The organism is Pantoea sp. Seng (assembly GCF_009829935.1).
In the GTDB taxonomy this organism is placed as follows: domain Bacteria; phylum Pseudomonadota; class Gammaproteobacteria; order Enterobacterales; family Enterobacteriaceae; genus Pantoea; species Pantoea communis.
Map to the genome: position 1 here is coordinate 87,747 of NZ_SZZV01000019.1, position 19,469 is coordinate 107,215.

Annotated in this window: 17 protein-coding genes and 3 pseudogenes; 5 read left to right on the top strand and 15 right to left on the bottom strand. The window is 50.5% G+C overall.

The window, feature by feature from the left end:
* Position 1: 1 nt before the first annotated feature.
* From FD737_RS18850 to FD737_RS18880, 8 genes and pseudogenes are all read right to left on the bottom strand, one after another.
* Complete coding sequence (locus FD737_RS18850; RefSeq protein ID WP_160834275.1) at positions 2 to 1,381, bottom strand: cytochrome c; 1,380 nt, start codon at positions 1,379 to 1,381, stop codon at positions 2 to 4.
* Between the two features lie 2 nt (positions 1,382 to 1,383).
* Entirely contained in the window at positions 1,384 to 3,012 is a 1,629-nt protein-coding gene (locus tag FD737_RS18855; RefSeq protein WP_160834276.1) for a GMC family oxidoreductase, read from the bottom strand.
* A 20-nt stretch (positions 3,013 to 3,032) separates the two neighbouring features.
* Positions 3,033 to 3,572 (bottom strand): sugar dehydrogenase complex small subunit, encoded by a 540-nt coding sequence (locus tag FD737_RS18860; RefSeq protein ID WP_160834277.1) that lies wholly within the window; start codon positions 3,570 to 3,572, stop codon positions 3,033 to 3,035.
* A gap of 363 nt (positions 3,573 to 3,935) precedes the next feature.
* Positions 3,936 to 4,877: a sugar phosphate isomerase/epimerase gene (locus FD737_RS18865; RefSeq protein ID WP_034829909.1), complete on the bottom strand. Its 942-nt coding sequence runs from the start codon at positions 4,875 to 4,877 to the stop codon at positions 3,936 to 3,938.
* Between the two features lie 27 nt (positions 4,878 to 4,904).
* A complete protein-coding gene (locus FD737_RS18870) occupies positions 4,905 to 5,333 on the bottom strand; it encodes a PTS sugar transporter subunit IIA (RefSeq protein ID WP_160834278.1) in 429 nt (142 codons plus the stop codon).
* Positions 5,334 to 5,367: 34 nt separating this feature from the next.
* Positions 5,368 to 6,009, bottom strand: a complete 642-nt coding sequence (locus FD737_RS23960; protein WP_237448831.1) for a Gfo/Idh/MocA family protein — start codon at positions 6,007 to 6,009, stop codon at positions 5,368 to 5,370.
* A gap of 75 nt (positions 6,010 to 6,084) precedes the next feature.
* Positions 6,085 to 6,377: pseudogene (locus FD737_RS23965) on the bottom strand (Gfo/Idh/MocA family protein); the annotation flags it as partial.
* Between the two features lie 15 nt (positions 6,378 to 6,392).
* Positions 6,393 to 7,802 (bottom strand): sugar porter family MFS transporter, encoded by a 1,410-nt coding sequence (locus FD737_RS18880; protein ID WP_045816579.1) that lies wholly within the window; start codon positions 7,800 to 7,802, stop codon positions 6,393 to 6,395.
* Positions 7,803 to 8,556: 754 nt separating this feature from the next.
* Between FD737_RS18880 and FD737_RS18885 the strand changes: the two genes are divergently transcribed.
* Positions 8,557 to 9,426 carry an AraC family transcriptional regulator gene (locus tag FD737_RS18885; protein WP_160834279.1) on the top strand — a complete coding sequence of 290 codons (870 nt, stop codon included), beginning with the start codon at positions 8,557 to 8,559 and terminating at the stop codon, positions 9,424 to 9,426.
* Positions 9,427 to 9,486: 60 nt separating this feature from the next.
* Here the strand turns inward: FD737_RS18885 and FD737_RS18890 are convergent, their stop codons facing one another.
* Positions 9,487 to 10,578: a YncE family protein gene (locus FD737_RS18890; protein WP_160834280.1), complete on the bottom strand. Its 1,092-nt coding sequence runs from the start codon at positions 10,576 to 10,578 to the stop codon at positions 9,487 to 9,489.
* 447 nt (positions 10,579 to 11,025) lie between these two features.
* On the opposite strand from FD737_RS18890, the gene fhuE reads away from it, so the two are divergent.
* Positions 11,026 to 13,200 carry a ferric-rhodotorulic acid/ferric-coprogen receptor FhuE gene (gene fhuE, locus FD737_RS18895; protein ID WP_160834281.1) on the top strand — a complete coding sequence of 725 codons (2,175 nt, stop codon included), beginning with the start codon at positions 11,026 to 11,028 and terminating at the stop codon, positions 13,198 to 13,200.
* A gap of 40 nt (positions 13,201 to 13,240) precedes the next feature.
* Here the strand turns inward: fhuE and FD737_RS18900 are convergent, their stop codons facing one another.
* Together FD737_RS18900 and FD737_RS18905 are read right to left on the bottom strand one after the other, a co-directional pair.
* Positions 13,241 to 13,792, bottom strand: coding sequence for a C40 family peptidase (locus FD737_RS18900; RefSeq protein WP_034829917.1), 552 nt, complete (start codon positions 13,790 to 13,792; stop codon positions 13,241 to 13,243).
* A 263-nt stretch (positions 13,793 to 14,055) separates the two neighbouring features.
* Complete coding sequence (locus FD737_RS18905; RefSeq protein ID WP_160834282.1) at positions 14,056 to 15,573, bottom strand: MDR family MFS transporter; 1,518 nt, start codon at positions 15,571 to 15,573, stop codon at positions 14,056 to 14,058.
* A gap of 79 nt (positions 15,574 to 15,652) precedes the next feature.
* Here FD737_RS18905 and FD737_RS18910 point away from each other — a divergent pair, with 79 nt between their 5' ends.
* From FD737_RS18910 to FD737_RS24190, 3 genes and pseudogenes are all read left to right on the top strand, one after another.
* A complete protein-coding gene (locus FD737_RS18910; protein WP_097119032.1) occupies positions 15,653 to 16,318 on the top strand; it encodes a TetR/AcrR family transcriptional regulator in 666 nt (221 codons plus the stop codon).
* A gap of 60 nt (positions 16,319 to 16,378) precedes the next feature.
* Positions 16,379 to 16,798 (top strand): annotated as a pseudogene (locus FD737_RS18915) (SRPBCC domain-containing protein).
* Positions 16,799 to 16,961: 163 nt separating this feature from the next.
* Positions 16,962 to 17,054 (top strand): porin, encoded by a 93-nt coding sequence (locus tag FD737_RS24190; protein ID WP_072226574.1) that lies wholly within the window; start codon positions 16,962 to 16,964, stop codon positions 17,052 to 17,054.
* Between the two features lie 65 nt (positions 17,055 to 17,119).
* Here the strand turns inward: FD737_RS24190 and FD737_RS18925 are convergent, their stop codons facing one another.
* The 4 genes and pseudogenes from FD737_RS18925 to FD737_RS18940 form a co-directional block, all read right to left on the bottom strand.
* Positions 17,120 to 17,458 (bottom strand): helix-turn-helix domain-containing protein, encoded by a 339-nt coding sequence (locus FD737_RS18925; RefSeq protein ID WP_034829921.1) that lies wholly within the window; start codon positions 17,456 to 17,458, stop codon positions 17,120 to 17,122.
* Positions 17,455 to 17,796, bottom strand: coding sequence for a type II toxin-antitoxin system RelE/ParE family toxin (locus tag FD737_RS18930; protein ID WP_097119030.1), 342 nt, complete (start codon positions 17,794 to 17,796; stop codon positions 17,455 to 17,457). Before FD737_RS18930 ends, FD737_RS18925 begins: the two co-directional genes overlap by 4 nt.
* 120 nt (positions 17,797 to 17,916) lie before the next feature.
* Positions 17,917 to 19,188, bottom strand: coding sequence for a Glu/Leu/Phe/Val dehydrogenase (locus tag FD737_RS18935; protein ID WP_160834283.1), 1,272 nt, complete (start codon positions 19,186 to 19,188; stop codon positions 17,917 to 17,919).
* A 70-nt stretch (positions 19,189 to 19,258) separates the two neighbouring features.
* Positions 19,259 to 19,469, bottom strand: a pseudogene (locus FD737_RS18940) (acetyl-CoA carboxylase biotin carboxylase subunit); the annotation flags it as partial.

The following is a 19,469-nucleotide window of genomic DNA, read 5'->3' on the forward strand; positions in this document are numbered from 1 at the left end:
TCTATTTTTTATGTCTGCGGCGCATCAGCCACCACATCAGCAGTGCAACTACCACCAACGCACCGACGCCTACCCCGACCTGCGCCAGCATCACCAGTGGTGATGACGGTCCACCACGACGGATTTCCGCCACCTGATCTGGTGAGACGGTTGCGTCAACATTGCCGTAGTGATGCAAGATCCAGTTCGACAGCGTGGCAACTTGCTGATCATCAAGCTGATTCAGTGCGTTCGGCTGCGAACCAAACGGCGGCATAAACACATCACCTTCGGCGGTATGACGCTGCACACCGTAAAGAATGGTAGCAATCAGGTTCGACGGATTACGCTCTGCAGTAGCACTATTATGGAATAGGCTCGGATAAAACGCGTCTTTGGTTCCCTGGCCGCTGCTGCCGTGACACGACGCGCAATTGCCGGAGAACAGGCGAGCACCTTCATCGCTGGTGGGCGCGTTGAATACATCACCTCGGAACGCCACCAGATTTTGAGCCGCTTTACCCTGTTCGAAGCGCGAAGCGCCGCTCGCCGGTGCATCTTTATCCGTCACGCTGCCCATGTATTCGGCAATGGCGGCCAAATCGGCATCCGATAAGTGCTGGAAGCTGTGGGTAATCGCCTCCGCCATGCTACCAGCAGCCTGCGCTTTCCCCGCGAGACGACCGGTTTTCAGGTAAGTGATAAGATCCTGCTGTGACCACTGGCCAATCCCACTCACCGCGTTGGCGGTGATATTGGGCGCGAACCACGGGCCGACCTGCGCACCAGTAAAGGCATCACCCTCTTTCTCCTGCATCAGAAAACCGCGTGGGGTGTGGCAAGTGCTACAGTGCGCTGCGCCATCCACCAGATAGCGTCCGCGATTCCAGCTGTCAGAGTGTGACGCATCCGCTGTGTAACCCGGAGCTTTCAGGAACAGCGCGTTCCAGAACATCATCGAAAAACGCAGATTCAACGGGAACGGCAGATGGGTCTCTTCCGTCGTGTTATCCACCGGCTGCACGCCTGACATGAAGTAGGCGTACAGCGCATGCACATCTTCATCCGTAAAGGTGGCGTAAGCGGTGTAAGGCATCGCCGGATAAAGATTGGCGCCATCGGCACGCACACCTTTACGCAGCGCATCAGCAAATTGCTGCTCACTGTAGTTGCCAATCCCTGCGACCTTCGACGGCGTGATGTTGGTGGCGATGATTTCACCCACCGGTGATTCAATCGCTTTACCACCGGCGAAGGGTTTACCGTGTTCAGCGGTATGACAGGCAGTACAATCTGAGGCTACCGCTAAATATTCACCTTTTTTGACCAAGGCATCATCAGCGGCATGAGCGGCACCGCTCGCCAGTGCCAGAACCAGCGCGATCTGTTTTATTTTCAACATGATTACGCCTCCAGAGCCTGTTTAACGATGGCATCAGCGGCTTTAAAGGCGAGCGCCACCATCGTCAAGGTGCTGTTACCGCAGGCGGTACTTGCCATCGCCCCGCCGCCCGGCAGGAACAGATTGCGGTGATCGTGAGCGCGACACTCATTATCCACTACCGAATTAGCCGGGTCGTTACCCATGATGGTGCCACCCATGATGTGCTTGCTCTGGTTGAATTGTTTCGAGAACTTCTTATCGATCGCGCCCATCGCTTCGGCAATCTTGTCAGCGATCGGTTTGGAGTAGTTCAGGTACGAACGGCGAACATAGTCGCCCACATCGTAGTGAATGGCCGGTTTCGGCAGACCAAGCCAATCCTTTTTATCGCTCAGCGTAAGGCGGTTATTGGCATCAGGCAGGATCTCATGCGCCAGCACGATATCGGCGGTGCAGGCGGTCATGCGGCGGATTTCTTCATCCAGTGCTTTACCCACCAGCCCTTTCTCCAGTGCGCCAAAAGTGACGAAGCGGTTGCGCGCAAAGTTGTTGAAGCGGAAGTAAGCACCCGCATGCTCAGAACGGAAATCGCCTTGCGAGGTTTCCATAATGCCGCTATTCACCACCGGTCCTACGCCCGCCCAATAAGGTTCATCCAGCGTTACGGTCATGGTGATTTGTGGATGGTCCATCATATTGCGGCCGACTTGATCGGAGCTATTCGCAATGCCGTTCGGGTTGCGCGAATCAGCAGACATCAGCAGCAATTTTGGTGTTTCCAGCCCGTTACACGCAATGATGAACAGCTTGCCGCTGACACGATGGGTTTGCCTGTGCTGATCGTAGTAGTGCACCGCTTCGATTTTGTTGCCGGCACTGGTTTCAATACGCCACACCACCGCGTTATTAAGGATGGTGGCACCTTTGGCTTCGAGGCGGGAAAGTGCCGTCGCACCATCATACTTCGCGCCCACCGGACAAACCGGCACACAGTTGTTATTGGCGCAGCATGCCGGGCGATCGTCATAGGACATGCCGCTGTTACGGGCCTGCGCGGTAGGGATGTTATGCAACCCCAGCTTCTCGCGCACCACTTCGGTAAAGCGTGCTTCCCCCGGTCCAAACGGCAGCGCGGGCATCGGATAAGGTTTCGAACGCAGTGGCGGCCATTGCAGTGCCGGATCGTCCGGTCCACAAATGCCGAGTTTATATTCAGCACGGGCGTAATAAGGTTCCAGCGTCTCATAATCAAACGCCCAGTCACGGCCAACGCCGTAGCGAGAATGCAATTGCATATCCGCAGGCGTTAAGCGCCAACATGTTCCTGCCCAGTGCCAGGTCGATCCGCCCGCATAGCGCACATAGCTTTGCGCATAAGAGTCTTCGCCGCTTAATTGCAGATACCCTTTGCCCGCCCCTGCCGGTTCCGGATGCGGAGCCCAATCGCGGGACGGGTAGCACTCAATCGGGTTGCCTTTGGCCGCCAGGGGTAGATTGCGATAATTTTCAACGATTTCGGCACGCGAAACGCGCGGGCCGGCTTCCAGCATCAATACCGGAATGCCGGCATCAAGCAGTTGCTCAGCGATCACCACACCGACCACGCCGGTGCCAACGATCACCACGGGTGACTGAGAAGGAGCTGCCATATTTTATCTTCTTTTATTGGTCAGAATTTCGGTACGGGAAGAACCGGTGTGTTGGTGCGCTGCCAGTTATTTGGCCCACTGATGCCGTAAGACGGAATCGTGATGGTGTCCATCGTGGTGTTCCAGGTCAGCGCCTTTTCATAAGCGAACGCTTTTGCCGAACGTTTCGGTTCGAGGCAGCCGGTGTACCAGCCAAAGATGATTTTGTGCGCCAGTTGCTGCAAAGCACCTTCCGGAATCGCCGGGAAGAAATCCTCAACGATCTGCGCCTTATTAGCTTTGGCAATTGCCAGCAGATGATTGAGATTTGTCATGAGTTCCGGCTGTTCGAGTTCCAACAGCGCCAACATGCGCTGCCCGACCGTATCATCCAGTTTGTGATTGACCAGAAGACGAGATATCTGCATGAAAGGAATGAAATTTTTCGACGAGTCTGCAAACGCCAAACGCGGAATCGTCGTGGTGATCAGGCCGCCAGCCACGATCACAGCGCCGGACAGTAACACTCTCCGACGTGACAACTGGACCTCGCCGAGTGGCAGGTCTTGCGAAGTACTCATGGTGTATCCCTGGTTAGTGACACGCTCAAAATCCCCGCAAAACGGAGGAAAAAATATCTAATTGATTGATATAATGTAAAACACCCGCCGATTAACAATCACGCAACGCAACGTTAATCAGATACCTTAGAAACGCACGGGTTTTTAATATAATAAATAGATCCTAAACAAAATCCATACGTAATGATGTTTTCGAATCAAAAATGAGTGGGATTGGGCAGGAAAAATGGTGATGTAATCATTTTGAGTGATGTAAGTCGCAGTAAATCTTTAACAAAATGCGATTGAGACCGGATTGGAGTGTAAGAGCGAACTTAAAAAACCGCCATCTCTATGAGACAGCGGCCTTAATTTGATACAAACCTACTGACTCAGCGTTGCGTTCAGCGCATCAATGGAAGTCTGCAGACCAGCCTCCACGCTCATGGTAAGGTCTTCCATCTCCAGCGAGACGTCGCCGTTGTAACCGGTCATGCGCAATACAGAAAAGAACTCTTTCCACCACTTCAGATCCTGACCGCAACCGACAGCAACGTAGTTCCAGGTCCGGGTTTTCGTGTTCGTCACCGGTTGATACTCCATCAAGCCGTCAACGTCGGCCAAACCACGCTCAATACGCGCGTCCTTGCCGTGGACGTGGAACACTGCCCCTTCCAGCTTACGTGCAGCAGCAATCGGGTCCGCACCCATCGCAATCAGGTGCGAAGGATCGAGGTTCATGCCGATCATGTCATCCACCTCGTGACGCAGGCGCAGCAATGTCGAGGGGTTGTACACCAATTGGCATGGGAACTCTTCAATCGCGATTTGTTCTACGCCATGCTGTTTAGCGTGCTGGACAAATTTCTTCCACCACGGAATGGCCACCTCATTCCACTGATAATCGATCACACCCGGCATATAATCTGGCCATGAGATGGTAGAGGTAATCCAGTTCGGCACGCGATCTTCTGGCCCCCCACCTGGCAGGCCACTCATCATCACGATCTTTTTCACGCCCAACTTGCCTGCCAACTCAACCGCGCGATAGCTACTTTTCGTGTGTGTCTCACCCAATTCACCCGGTGCCAACGGGTTCCCTGAGCAGTTTAACGCCACGATGCGCATTTCTCGTTCAGCCAGCTCTTGCTTGAACTTCTCCAGTTTTTCTGGCGAGGCCAGAAGTTCCTCTGTTTTCACGTGCGGACAGGGTGACCATCCACCTGCCGTCATTTCTACGCCCTCAATACCGTAGCTTTTAACTTTATCCAGCATCGCCGCAAAAGGTAAATCCGCCAGAACGTCAGTACATAATGCAAGCTTCATTGTTTAATCCTTCATCTGGTGCGTAAATCACGCTTTCTCAAATTGTTCGATAAATTCTTGTTTGGTTTTTGCATTGGCTAATAACGTGGTTTTCACTTCATCGCCGAGCAAATTGGCAATATCAGCTAACAGTGGAATATGTTCATTTTCAGTTGCCGCAACAGCAACGACGACAAACACCACCTTTCCAGCGCCCCAACTCACACCATTTGGAAATTGAAAAACCTGATACCCGGTTTTAATCACCTGGTCGAGGTTCTCTTTCACACAATGAGGGAAAGCAATACCCGCCCCTATATAGGTAGAAACGCTTTTTTCACGCGCTAACATGCCATTGATAAAGCCAGGTTTTACATAACCGGACTGCTCTAACGCCTTTGCCGCTATCTCAATGGCTTGGTTTTTATTCGCTGCCCAACATTGCAAATGCAGCGCATCTTCCGTCAGTTTCAACATCGTCATTCCTCACTTTTCGCGAGAAGTTAGGTTATTAGCGATAAAGCGCGGGCTGCTCTGGAATCACCACGTCATGTTTCTCGCCATCTTTCAGCGAAGCCAGACCGGCATCACAGACCAGCGCGACGACGTAGCCATCCCAGGAGGAAGGGCCGCTCATTTCGCGACCATCACGCACGCTGTCAACAAAATGCTGAACTTCGCGATCGTAAGCCGTTGCAAAACGTTCCATGCAAGATTGCGCAATGTGTTGTGCATTGCCGTTCAGTGAGCGGGTACTGATGAACTGTTGCTCCGTCAAGGCGGCAATGGCATTTTCACCAATCACTTCACAGCGGATGTCGTAGCCGTAGTGGCAGTTCACAAACAGTTCATCGTCAATACGAACACCGAATTCGGTTTCGAAGATCACAATCAGCGGATCCTGCAAGTGCGGCAATGCGCGGCGGGTTTTCTTACGCGGCTTGTCTACACGCACAGACGTGATATTTTCGTTCAGCAAATAGCGAATGATGTCGATTTCGTGAGTGGCGGAGTCGTTAACCGCCATCTCGAGCGTGTAGCTCTCTGGCACTGACGGGTTGCGGTGAGCACAGTGAATCAACATGATGTCGCCCAACGCGCCCCCCTCAATCGACTGCTTCAGCGCCTGATAACCCGGGTCAAAACGGCGCATAAAGCCCAATTGTAAAAGGCGCTTACCCGCTTTGACCTCTGCATCAATAATTTCTTTCGATTCATCAGCCGTTGGTGTCAGCGGTTTTTCGCAGAATACGGGCTTGCCCGCATTAAAGGCCGCCAAAATTGCGCTTTGTGTACCGGACCAATAGAGCAGATAAAGACTGCATCGACCAATTCGGAATTGATCATCTCTTCTACATCATAAAACGCGGTGGCACCAAATTCGTTCGCCACGGCAGCGGCTGTTGTGTGGTTAATATCGCAAACAGCAGTGACTTGCGCGCCGGAAATAACATGGTGGAAACGTTTCAGATGGTCCCGGCCGATCATGCCCAGACCAATTAAGCCGATTTTGACTGTCATTTATTCATCCTCAGGTTAAAAACGAAATTTCTTTTCAATCTGTTCCAGAGTCAGGCCACGCGTTTCTGGTAAATATTTCACTAGCAGAATAAGCATGATGACGTTGGTCGCGCCGAAGAAACCGAAAGTCATGCCGCCACCGTAATGGCTAAGCAAATAAGGGAAGATAGATTGGATCATAAAGTCGAAGATCCACAGGCCAAATACCGCAAAGCCCATGCCGACACCACGCATTCTTAATGGATAGATTTCCGCTAACATCAGCCAGAATACTGGCGCAATCCAACCCTGCATAAACACCAGGAATACCAACATCAAGCCAAGAATGACATAAGGTGCGTTGGCGAAATTGGCATGCAGCGTATCCACTCCGTTGACGGTTTCAGTGTGGAAGAAGAATTTAAACGCCAGGCCAATCAACACCAGGCTAACGGTTACCCCAGCCTGACCGGTGAAAAACATTTTTCGGCGTGAATGCTTGCCAATCAACGCCATGCCCAGCAGCGTCGCCAATACGGAGATAATGCCGTTTGCCACCGCGCCGGTAACCGCTGCCGCATCACCGAGCCCAGTTGCTTTCAGGACGGTTGGCGCGTAGTACATGATGGTGTTGACTCCAGTCACTCGAGTGGCCAGCACAATCATTAAACCAATCAAAACCAGTTGAATCACCCAGCGATTTTTTAGCTCAGCGAACAGATTAAACTTCACCTGATCAGCCTTAACGATCTGCTGAATCTCTTTCACTTCGCGGTCGACTTCCTCCGGAAGGCGCAATGTTTTCAGCACCTTCACGGCCTTATCCGTTTCGCCACGGCGAATAAAGAAGCGTGGCGATTCAGGCATCATTAACATCCCGAACCACAAAAGCGCACCCGGCAGTGCGGGAATCGCCAGCATAATGCGCCAGTTGTGCTGCATCTCTGGATACAGGTTTACAATCGCAGCGTTAACGGAATACGCCAGGAATTGCCCGGTCACGATCATTAATTCGTTGACCGTCACCAATCGTTCACGCTGATCTGCCCGCGCTAATTCGGAAATATAAATAGGTACTGTAACGGAGGCACAGCCCACCGCTAAGCCCAGAATAAATCGGGCCACAATCATTGAGGGCACATCCCAGGCGAATGCAGTGCCTAAAGCGCCAAACATAAAGATAGCTGCAACCCATAGCAGGTTTTTACGCCTCCCCTGTTTATCCGATAAATATCCGCCAAATAACGATCCAAGTGCCGCACCGAATAACAGGAATGAGGTAATAAAACCTTCCTGCGCAGGTGTCAGATTCAGGTCATACTTCATGAATATCAGCGCACCGGAAATAACACCGGTATCGTAACCAAAGCATAAACCACCAATCGTCGAAACAATGGTGATTAACCGCATGCGCTGAGGATTTTGCAGGTTCGTTTTATTATACATAGCTGTTCCATCTGGTTGTAAGGTAAAACCGTTGCAAGCCGTATTTTTGGTCAGTCGTCGCTGAGGAATTTTACGCAGCCTGAATCAGAACATTTATTTAATGCACAACATCATTATTGTTATTTTTCTGGCAACGCTGAACACGCTGTCAGTCCCCTTTTCGTTACAACAACGTTATATCAAAGTGAATTCCAAACACCAGTTGCTCTCGCCCACACGAATTAACAGCGTGCGAAAGATCATATATTCCTCACAAAAATCACAAAAACCAGTGATTAAAGTCACATTGCAAATATTATGCATTGACATAGCAAGAATGAAGACAAATAAAAAAAGCCATTTTTTCACATGTTTGTTGAAATATTTCTTCGCGACTATGGCACGCATTCAATGGCACTTATCGCCTGTGGCTTCGACAATTTTGTATTTCCACCTGTTCGAATACAGCAATATTGATGATATTTTCATTTTAGCCCTCAACTTATCCCTATTGATTGCAAGTTCATGCCGCTCAACACAACATCATGCTTTCCTGGTATTTAATGCGTGGGTGTATTTTGATCAAAATAAAAGTGTGATGACGATCAAATTTATATTTTAGCCAATGTTTAAAAAACAAAAATCAACACCTGGCACTCTCCTAAAATCATCAACGCCTTACCTGTCAATGGATTAAATATCAGTAAAAAGCAAAAATGATGATTACGAGGCTGAAAACTAATGCAAGAATAGCGCTATACCAACAGGAGCTACCATGATTACCTTTTGCATCAATGAACATCCCTCCGCCCGTGGCTTCGACAACAGTTTGCGTCCGCGCCTGGCGTTTATGTGCAAAGCAGAAGGTAAAGAAGAGGCCATTCCTCGCGTCATGCACAAGCATGATGACCGCTTTGAAGTGATGTTCATACGCTCAGGCAGTGGCATCTACAACATCGATGGCCGAGGCTATGACGTCAAGCAAGGCGATATCATGTTGTTTAACGCGAATGTACTTCATGACGAAAGCCCTGATGCGTCAGACGATTTATTGATCTTCAGTTGCGGCGTTGAGCAACTTAAGGTTGATGGCTTGCCTCTCAATGTTCTCACCACGCGCGCCCAACCTGCCGTGATGCCCAGCGGTGAGTTTTATGATGAAATTTGCCAGTTGTTTGATCAGATGTGGGCACACGTTAACAGCAAACGGCTCTTTAGTGCCGAAATCGGCGATAACTTACTGAGCGTGCTGCTATTACTGTGCCGCAATATCTGGATTGAAAACAAACAAGAGCAGGAGAGCAATAACACCCTACTGGGACAACGCATCAAAGATTACATTGATAATCACTATAAAGAAGATATCGCACTGAGTACGATCACCGCTGCATTGAATATGAATCAATTTTATCTGGCGCACGTATTCAAAGATTATTCAGGGTATTCACCCAAACAATATCAGACGCGTCGCCGAATTGGCGAGGCGCAAAATTTGCTATTGAGCACCAATCTGGGTGTCACTGAGGTGGCTAACGCCGTGGGTTACGATAACGTCAATAACTTCCATCGCATCTTTCATAATCTTGTCGGCATACCACCTGCACGCTATAAAAAATTCTGGCTGACCGGGCAACTCAATCGTTAATTTTTCGTTCTTCCAAAAGCAAAATGCCCTCTTTCGAGGGCATCTTTTCATAGCGCAATCTTATTTCAGTGTAATACGCGCAATACCATCGGTGCCTTTAGTTGAAGAGTCTTTATTGAACTCGGCCTTCAAGGTTACATACAGGGTATTGTTATCCGGTCCAATCAGCAGGCTGTTGGGATTCTGTTCGAATGACCAACTGTTCTTTACTGCGTAAGTGGTGGCATCCAACTGCAGTACTTTCTTCGATTCGCGCTGGCTGATGAAGATCTCATTGCGCTTCGCATCGAATTTAATACCCAGAGAATCACCCTCGATACGCTTGATCACTTTACCGGTGCGCTCGTCAAACACCAATGTGGCTTTGCCTTTAGAATCGTCAGTCACAAACAGGCGGCCAGTGGATGGATCTTCTGCCATGTTCAGGAACAGATACTCTTTACCGTCACCGGCTGTCCAGCGCTTCTCGATTTTGTGGGTGCGCGGATTAATCACCAGGATCTCGCCAGAGCCGTTGGCCGCATAAATACGTTCAGTAACCGGAGAGTAAATAATGCCCGTTACCCATTTGCCCGCATTTTTAATCTCGGTTTTCAGTTTGAAGGTCTTAGTATCGACCACGGAGATATAACCTGGATCGGCCACTCGACCGACATACAACTCATTGCCATGCCACAGCACTTCACGCGCACCCGCTGGGTAGCCTTCTTTGCTGATTTTGCCCGGGAACACTAAACGCTGCAGCACTTTACCGCTTTGCGCGTCCACTTTGGAAATAGCGCCATCCAGTGAGTTGGTGGTGTAGAACACGCTGCCCTGCTCATCGATCGCCGTACCAAAGTTTTTCAGATCGGTGTGTGTCTCACCCTTGGTCTCAAGCGTCGCAGGATCAAGACGATAGATCATACCGCCGTTAACATCTTTGAATGCCTGTGCGCTGGCGACAAACAGTGCTTTCGATACTGGAGAGTAGGCCATTTCGTACAGACCATCGCCCAGGTCGCGTTTCAACACTGCGGTATCAACCGGTTTTACAGTCTCAGCGGCTGGTGCCTCGGCTTTTTTGGCAGGTGCCTGGCAAGCCGTCAGGCTAAATGCTGCGGCGATCGCCATAGCAACAGTGGCTTTACGCGGGCTAAACAACGATTTCATGCTGAACTCCATCAATGGATGAACGGCTCCGACCACATCGTAGCGGGCGGAAAATATAAGAAGAATGAGAATCATACGCATTAACGTAAAGTAATCAAATATTCGCGTAGATTTATGTGCTCATTCCACCCAGCTAACTCAATTCGCCGCCTGATTTGACGCTACCTGATATTAAAAAAGTGCCAAATCTTGCCAAATAAAAGTGAAAACACCAGCAACTAACGGGTTATAAATCCCTCCAGATGACTGAATTACTTCGTGTTTACACATTATTACACTTCAAATTGAATCCTTGCGAGATTCTATAAAGCAAATGATTATCATTGGCGTTCGTAATTAGATAGTGCATTCGTTTGTTCTGCCCTTTTGGGTAGCACGACGCAACCACCAGCATAACAACCGAAGCGTAATGGCTTCTTATAACCATCATTTACCACGGAAATGATTATGTCTTTGATCGGCAGGGAATCAGGTATCCGCAAAACGTTCAGCGTTTCATTGTTGGGTATGGCAGTACACGCCCTTCTCAACCCCACATTGGCGCAGGCTGCTGATACCACTCAGCAGGATCTGGTGGTCAATGCGACCACCAGTGACAGCAGTGATGATAATGACAAGCAGGACTATGCGGTGAAAACCACGCGAGCGGGCACAAAGCTGCTACTCACGCCGCGTGACGTGCCGCAATCTGTCAGTGTAGTGACGCAGCAGCGTATGCAGGACCAGCAGTTGCAAACTGTCACCGACGTGCTGAACAACACCACTGGTATCACCAGCAACTTGGTGGATTCTGAACGTTCAGAATACTATTCGCGCGGTTTCAAGATCACCAACTTCACCTTTGACGGCATCCCCACCTCGGTCGGTGATAGCTGGAACTATGGTGATGCAGCCTCGGACACGGCCATTTACGATCGTATTGAAGTGGTGCGCGGTGCCACCGGTTTGATGACTGGTGCTGGCAGTCCCTCTGCTTCGGTGAATATGGTGCGCAAGCACGCCGACAGCAAAGAGTTTACGGGTTCGGTGGACGCTAGCTATGGCAGTTGGGATAAACAGCGTTATGTTGCAGACATCTCAGGGCCACTCAACAGCGAGGGTTCGTTGCGCGGGCGCGTGGTGACGGGTTATCAGGATCAGGACAGCTGGCTGGACCGCTATCATAAAAACAAGAAATTCCTATATGGCGTGGTCGATGCGGATTTAACCGACAAAACGACCTTTTCTCTCGGCTACGACTATGAAAAAGCGGATACTCGCGACCCAACCTGGGGTGGATTACCCGTCTTCTACAGCAACGGGTCACTTACCCATTACAACCGCAGCCTGAACTCAGGCGCAGACTGGACGTACTACCACACTGAAGTGCAGAAAGTGTATGCCGATCTGGTGCACAACTTCGATAACGGTTGGAGCTTCCATGTGAATGGCACCCATGCCAAGAATACGTTCAGTGACAAGCTTTTATATGTCATGGGTAATCCAGATGAAAGCACAGGTGAGGGTTCAACAGGATATGGCAGTCTGGACCGCGGTAAACGTGAGCAAACTTCGGTTGATGCCTTTGCCAGTGGACCGTTTGAGCTGTTAGGCCGCCAGCACCAATTAATGGCAGGCTTAAGTTACAGCCGCCAACACAACCAGACTTATAGTCAGGATGGTGTTACTGATCTTGATGAGTATGACATTACCTCAGCGGATATGGGGCCCTTCAACAATAACTGGAATGGCAATATTGCCGAACCTCAGTGGCAGGGTTGGTATCTGAACGCCAATGACGTTATCCGTCAGAAGTCAGCCTATACCGCAGCGCGTTTCTCATTGGCCGATCCGTTGTCATTGATTATTGGAGCGCGCTACACCGAGTGGAGCACCAACGGTAGCAGCGGTAACATGACCAAAAACAATACCACCCCGTATGCGGGTCTGGTGTATGACATCAATGATACCTGGTCAGCCTATGCCAGCTATACGTCGATTTTCCAGCCACAGACTTATCGCGACAGTTCAGGCCATTATCTCTCCCCAGTGACCGGGAAGAGCTACGAAACGGGTGTGAAATCAGCCTGGTATGATGGCCGTTTAACCGCCACCTTCGCAGTGTTCCGCATCCAGCAAGAGAATGTTGGCACCGAAGAGAATGGCGTGTACGTCAACAACAGCAGCGAACAGGCCTACACCGCCACTAAGGGCGCACGCAGCAAAGGCGCCGAGTTTGAACTGAACGGTGCACTTACCGATAACCTGCAATTAACCTTCGGCGCAACGCGCTATGTAGCGCGTGATTCGGATGGTCGTTATAACCCTGATCAACCGCAAACCCAGTTCAAGCTGTTTACCCGATACAACGTACCGATGTTGCCTGACCTGACCATCGGCGGGGGTATTAACTGGCAGAACCGCGTATTTGAAGATGTGAGCGCGCCAGATGGCAGCACCCAGCGCGTGTATCAGGGAAGCTATCCACTGGCAAACCTGTTTGCCCGTTATCAGGTCACCAAACAGGTTGCGGTGCAAGCTAACGTCGATAACTTATTCGACCGTGAGTACTACACCTATATGAACAACTATGTTTACGGTGAGCCGCGCAACTTCTCGGTTAGCGTGTCATATCAATTCTGATAAAAAAATCCCCGGCGCCAGGCCGGGGATACTTTCTGCATCACACTTTATTTTTATAATTAAAGCTGATCTGCGAATTCTGTTCTCGTGGCAGACGCCGCGCCTCCAGATATACCGATTTCCAATACGGATTATTCAGTGAGGAGCGCATCACGCCCTGGCTAACCGAAGCGTGGAGGAATTGGTGGTCGGTGTCATAAAAGCCAACGTGTAACTCGTGTTTGATACGAAAGAACACTAAATCACCGGGTTGCAGGTGCGCCTTATCAACCGGCTGCCCCATGGCAATTAATTCGCGCGTTGTGACACGATCCATTGGAATATTGAAACGATCTTTTAAGGTTCGCCAAACAAAACCGGAGCAATCCACACCGTTTAATTGCGTGCCGCCCCACTGATATTTGGTGCCTTCCCATGAGTGCATCTGGTCGTGTAATGCCGCGATCACGGGAATCAAATCGGGTTGCTTACCACCATCGGTTGAAGCATCGACACTCTCTTCCGCAGGTGCATGAGAAGTTTTGGAAGAGCAACCTGCCAGGGTAATAACAAACAGACAGGCGATAAATTTTCTGGCCGCAGAGTTGATCATGGGATGACGTTTTCGCTGAGGGAGACAGTGGTTAGAGATTTATACCGCAAAAAAGTTGCAAAAATAAATAGCTCGCCGCTGAATTCTTTTAATCCTCTTCTTTTTTACTTAAGTTTACGCAAAGGTAACATCATGTATTTGGGATAAAAATTAACTATTCCTTCGCCAATTTTCGCTTTGGAGGTTATTAATTCGCCCAACTCTGCTGCTATTTCATCCCACCATCAGCATCTGTCTGCCGATGGTGGCAAGCCGGCATCATTTTATTGTTTGGATTGGCTGCGTAACGGCGACTCTGGCAGGAATAATGACAAAATAAAGGCCAGCGCCATCACCACCGCCGCCATCTGGAATGCCGCATGTACCGCTGTGCTAAATACCTGCAAATACGCTTGTTGCACATCATACGGCAAATGGTGCACTGCATTCGGGTCCAGCGTGGCGGGCAATACATCGCCCTTTTCCACCAATTCAGTCAAACCCGATTTCAAGACGTGACTAAACATCGCGCCAAACAGCGCCACCCCGATTGAACCGCCCACCGAACGGAACAACGTGACAGAGGATGTGGCGACGCCAATACGGTCGGGTGTCACACTGTTCTGCACCGCCAGCACCAGCACCTGCATCACCATCCCCATGCCCATTCCGAGCACGCAGGCGTAGAGATAAATCTGCCACAGCGAGGATTGCAGGGTGAGCGTCGTCATAAGAGCCATCCCGACGGTTGCCAGCAAGGTTCCGCCAATCGGGAACAGACGATAGCGACCAGTACGACTGATAATGCGTCCGCTGATAATCGATGTCACCAGCAGCCCACCCATCAGCGGCAGCAACTGCAACCCAGCTTCGGTCGGGGTTGAGCCTTTCACCACCTGCAAATAGAGTGGCAGGAAAGTGACGCTGCCGAACAGCGACATCCCGACAATAAAAGCCATCAAACTGGAGAGCGAAAAACTGCGATTACGGAACAGCCCAAGCGGAATAATCGGTTCCCATGCACGACGTTCTTCGTAGATAAAGCCAATCACTCCGACCAGACCAAACGCCAGGATGCACCACAACTGCGGATCGCTCCATGCCCGCAACGTACCGCCTTCACTGGTAAACAGGGTGATACCCACTAGCGCAAGACTCAGGCAAACAGCACCGGGATAATCAATCTCATGCGGTTTACGTTTGTTATCGGCTTTAAACACCGCATTAATAATCAGCAGCGCAAACAACCCTAACGGTAAATTGATATAGAAAATCCAGCGCCACGAGGCGTGCTGGACGATGAAGCCCCCCAGTAATGGCCCCACCACGGTCGCCAGACCGAAAACGCCGCCAAAGAGTCCCTGGTATTTACCGCGTTCTGCTGGTGGAATAATATCCGCGACGGCCGCCATACTGACCACCATCAGTCCGCCACCGCCGAGACCTTGCAGTGCGCGGGTAAAGATTAATTGCTCCATATTTTGCGCCAGGCCACACAGTGCCGAGCCGATGAGAAACAAGATGACCGAGATTTGTAGCACCGTTTTACGGCCAAACAGATCGCCGAACTTGCCGTAAAGCGGGACAACAATTGTCGAGGCCAACATGTAGGCCGTGACGATCCACGACAGCCGATCAAGCCCGCCCAATTCACCCACAATGGTTGGCAGTGCTGTCGAGACGATGGTCTGGTCAAGGGCGGAAAGCAGCATGACCAGCATCAATGCGCCCATCAGTAAGCGGACGGAAGGAAGACGCTCTTCTCCACTGCCTGAGTGCGGCACAAGTGTTTTAGGTTTCATATCAGACACCAATTGAAATTAATTAAATACACAATTAATATTGATCGAAGTCTGACATGAAACAAGTGAGCGCGTAAAGATGACCGCACGAAAAGTCCCAGCTGATGATAAGACAACTCCTGCCAAACCCCGCCGTCCTGGACGTCCTCGGGGCGGAGCCATCACTGCACAACAGCGCGAGCACCTGTTGGACATTACGCTTGCGATTTATGCCGAAAGCGGCATCGCTGAAACCTCGCTGAATGCGATTGCACGTAAAGCTGGCGTGAGTCCGGCGATGCTCAACTACTATTTTCAGTCGCGCGAATCGTTGTTAGATGTGGTGGTTGAGGAGCGCTTTTTGCCGCTACGCCAGCGTCTTGAAGCTCACTTCAACAATGACGAAAGTGACCCTGTCACTACTTTTAGTGGATTTATTCGTGAAATCGCTGACATAGTACTGAACAATGACTGGTTTGCCCCACTGTGGATGCAAGAAGTCACCAGCGGTTCTCACGGCTTAGGTCAGCACATTAAAGAACGATATGGTCATGCGGGACGCGACAAAGTCAGGGCTTTGATTGTGCGCTGGCAACAGCAGGGATTATTAAATGCGGCGCTAAATCCCGATTTGTTGATGACCTCCATCCTGAGCCTGATTCTCGTGCCGTTCACACGCTTCGCCAATGAGCCGGAGTTTGATACGGAGCTGATTGTACAGCACACACTTAGCCTGTTCTGCCAGGGTATCCGCCCGCTAAGCTAACCCGTTTTCTGCCTCGCATCTACACTGTTGAAATGACATTCAGCGGGCAGGAAAAACATGATGATTTTAGATGCCGATACCAATATACAGCTTGAGCGTACCCTGCAAGTACCCGCCGATGTGATTTGGCGCTGCTGGACCAGACCAGAACATCTCCAACACTTTTTTGTGCCTAAGCCTCATAAGTTAGTCAGTTGAGATATCGATCTGCATCCTGGTGGTCGGTTCAACACGATTTTTGAGGTGGAGGGGAATGAAATGCGCAACGAAGGGGTGTTTCTGGAGCTGATACCGGGTCGTAAACTCGTCTTTACCGATACCTATACAGAAGGATGGAAACCTGCTGAGCATCCTTTCATGACCGCAATATTGCTACTGGAACCGCTCAATCCGCACGCGACTCGTTACGTTGCCATTGCCAGGCATCGCAACGCTGAAGCACGCGCCGAACATGAAAAAATGGGCTTTCATAGCGGCTAGGGCATGGTTGCCGACCAGCTTGAAGCTTATGCCCAGATGCTTTAAGGGCACCTGCGGTATTCTTGATAATGAGCCTACTTAAAGGCTCATGGGCAATGAAGCTTTACTTAAATTCCTTGAGCCAGGATTAACCTACTACTTCAATAAAAACATGTAGACCTTTGTGGCCTACAAGATCAACCTGCTCGACGATAACAACAAACTCGGTCTGCCGAATGATGACCAGGTAGCATTGGGTCTGGTGTATCAGTTCTAATATATAGAAAGGCCAGCAATGCTGGCCTTTTTCGACTACTCGCAGTCAAGTTTGCAGCGGGTGAATTACTCGATCACTAACTGGACCTTTTTGCCCATCGCCGCAACCATACCCACTAACGAATCAATGGTAAATTTTTCTGTTTTTAGATTAACCACATCTGAAACTCGGGGTCTGGAAACGTGCAGGATCTTTGCCGCTTCAATCTGCTTATGGCCACTTGCCGTCATCCATTCAGAAATTTCAGTCATTAGCTGCTTCTTTAATTCGTCGGCTCGGTTAATTTCTTCACGAGATTGTGTCAGAAGGGAGTCCGCTTCAGCCGGTTCGAATCCGAGATCAGCAAAAATATTGCTGCCCGCTTTGGTGATATGCCGCGACTGGGTATCGATTTTATCGGTCATGTTAGTTTTCTCCGTTCTTCGATAACTGCTTTATAACGCTCGATGATTATATTCACATCTTTGGGGCTGGTTTGTTGTGTTTTCTTTTGGAAGGCGTGTATGACATAAATGGCTTCAACAAATTTTGCCACATAAACGACGCGATATTCGCCATCATTGCCTTTTATTTTGACCTCAATAACACCTGCTCCCCAGCGATTCACAGCCTTGTAGTGAGTGGGATTATGCCCATTTTGAATTTTGTGAAGTTCAAATCCAACGTCCTTTTTCACCTCATTGGGGAACATTTTGATGTCCTCCAGCGTTGTACCACGCCAGTCTAAATCCTTTTCATCCATTTCTGTGCGCTCCACACCACTCCATTTGTGTATAAAATATTATACATACCTAAGTGTACGGAACAAACTTCACACAATAAAAAACCCCGCATTTGCGAGGCTTCTCTCAAACTAATGTGTTTACGGATACAACCCGCGATCCATCCTTGCCAGCAGAATTCGCTCGCAGGCAACGGCGTAAGCTGCCGTACGCAGCGTCACGTTCAGCGCATCCGCTTTATGCCACACTGTTTCAATCGCGTGCTGCATAATGCTGTCCAGCCGTTGATTGATCTCCTCTTCGCTCCAGAAGAAGCTGGAGAAATCCTGCACCCATTCGAAGTAACTCACCGTCACGCCGCCCGCATTCGCAATCACATCTGGCACCACAGCAATGCCGCGTTGCTGCAAGATATCATCCGCTTCCGGTAGCGTTGGGCCATTTGCCCCCTCAATAATCAGGCTGCACTTCAGTTGGTTGGCACGTTCAGCAGTAATCTGCCCTTCCAGCGCAGCAGGAACCAGAATGTCGTAAGGCTGCGTCCAAAAATGTTCATCCGCTATGGTGTCAGCACCCGGGAAGCCCGCGATACTACCGTGAGCCTGCTGCCACGTCTGTAACGCCGGGATATCCACTCCGCTGGACAAATACAATGTGGCTTTGTGATCCTGCACCGCCACCACTTTTGCCCCAATCGCATGGAACAGTTCGGCGCTGACGCTGCCAACGTTACCAAAACCCTGCACCGCCACGCGGCTATCTGGCACATCAATGCCCAGCTTAGTCGCAGCGCTGCAACCGGTGACGAAAACCCCGCGCCCGGTGGCTTTGACGCGCCCCAGTGACCCGCCCAGATGCACCGGTTTGCCGGTCACTACGCCGGTGGTAGTGGCGCCAACGTTCATCGACCAGGTATCCATCATCCACGCCATTACCTGCGCGTTGGTTCCAACATCAGGGGCGGGAATATCCTGTTGGGGACCAATCATATTGCCGATTTCGCTGGTATAGCGCCGCGTTAAACGCTCTAGCTCTTTATGGGATAAGGTTGCCGGATCGACACGCACGCCGCCTTTCGCTCCGCCAAACGGCAGGTTGAGCGCAGCGCACTTCACCGTCATCCATGCAGAGAGCGCCATCACCTCCTGCAACGTCACATCAGGATGGAAACGCACCCCACCCTTACCCGGCCCACGCGACAAATTGTGCTGCACGCGATAACCCTCAAAATGACGCACTGAGCCATCATCCATTTCCAGAGGGATATCAACGATTAATGCCCGCTTCGGATGCGTCAACGTATCGGCCCAGCGGCTAAGATCGCCCAGCAGTGGCAACACGCGTTCAACCTGCGTCAAATACGTTGACCAGGCTGAGTGACAGTCGCCTGTCACATAGGAAAGTTCAGACAAACTGACCTCCAGATTTTACTGTCAGGATAGAAAATGCCGCCAACGGCAGAATGGCGGCGAGAGGATTGGTTTAGTCGTGCAGGCCGAGTTTTTTCTCCAGATAGTGGATGTTGGTGCCACCCTGCTGGAAATGTTCGTCGGACATGATTTTCACCTGCAGCTCGACGTTGGTCTTGATGCCGTCGATGATCAGTTCCGCCAGCGCATTTTTCATGCGCGCGATGGCCACTTCACGGGTGTCACCGTAGGTGATCAGCTTGCCGATCATGGAATCGTAGTAC

Bases quoted from the DNA above. Each gene is read 5' to 3' on its own strand.
- FD737_RS18885 (WP_160834279.1), top strand. From the start codon at position 8,557: ATGATTACCTTTTGCATCAATGAACATCCCTCCGCCCGTGGCTTCGAC.
- FD737_RS18860 (WP_160834277.1), bottom strand. From the start codon at position 3,572: ATGAGTACTTCGCAAGACCTGCCACTCGGCGAGGTCCAGTTGTCACGT.
- FD737_RS18855 (WP_160834276.1), bottom strand. From the start codon at position 3,012: ATGGCAGCTCCTTCTCAGTCACCCGTGGTGATCGTTGGCACCGGCGTG.
- FD737_RS18900 (WP_034829917.1), bottom strand. From the start codon at position 13,792: ATGATCAACTCTGCGGCCAGAAAATTTATCGCCTGTCTGTTTGTTATT.
- FD737_RS18850 (WP_160834275.1), bottom strand. From the start codon at position 1,381: ATGTTGAAAATAAAACAGATCGCGCTGGTTCTGGCACTGGCGAGCGGT.
- FD737_RS18880 (WP_045816579.1), bottom strand. From the start codon at position 7,802: ATGTATAATAAAACGAACCTGCAAAATCCTCAGCGCATGCGGTTAATC.
- FD737_RS18865 (WP_034829909.1), bottom strand. From the start codon at position 4,877: ATGAAGCTTGCATTATGTACTGACGTTCTGGCGGATTTACCTTTTGCG.
- fhuE (WP_160834281.1), top strand. From the start codon at position 11,026: ATGTCTTTGATCGGCAGGGAATCAGGTATCCGCAAAACGTTCAGCGTT.
- FD737_RS18870 (WP_160834278.1), bottom strand. From the start codon at position 5,333: ATGTTGAAACTGACGGAAGATGCGCTGCATTTGCAATGTTGGGCAGCG.
- FD737_RS18890 (WP_160834280.1), bottom strand. From the start codon at position 10,578: ATGAAATCGTTGTTTAGCCCGCGTAAAGCCACTGTTGCTATGGCGATC.
- FD737_RS18905 (WP_160834282.1), bottom strand. From the start codon at position 15,573: ATGAAACCTAAAACACTTGTGCCGCACTCAGGCAGTGGAGAAGAGCGT.
- FD737_RS18910 (WP_097119032.1), top strand. From the start codon at position 15,653: ATGACCGCACGAAAAGTCCCAGCTGATGATAAGACAACTCCTGCCAAA.
- FD737_RS18925 (WP_034829921.1), bottom strand. From the start codon at position 17,458: ATGACCGATAAAATCGATACCCAGTCGCGGCATATCACCAAAGCGGGC.
- FD737_RS23960 (WP_237448831.1), bottom strand. From the start codon at position 6,009: ATGCGCCGTTTTGACCCGGGTTATCAGGCGCTGAAGCAGTCGATTGAG.
- FD737_RS18930 (WP_097119030.1), bottom strand. From the start codon at position 17,796: ATGGATGAAAAGGATTTAGACTGGCGTGGTACAACGCTGGAGGACATC.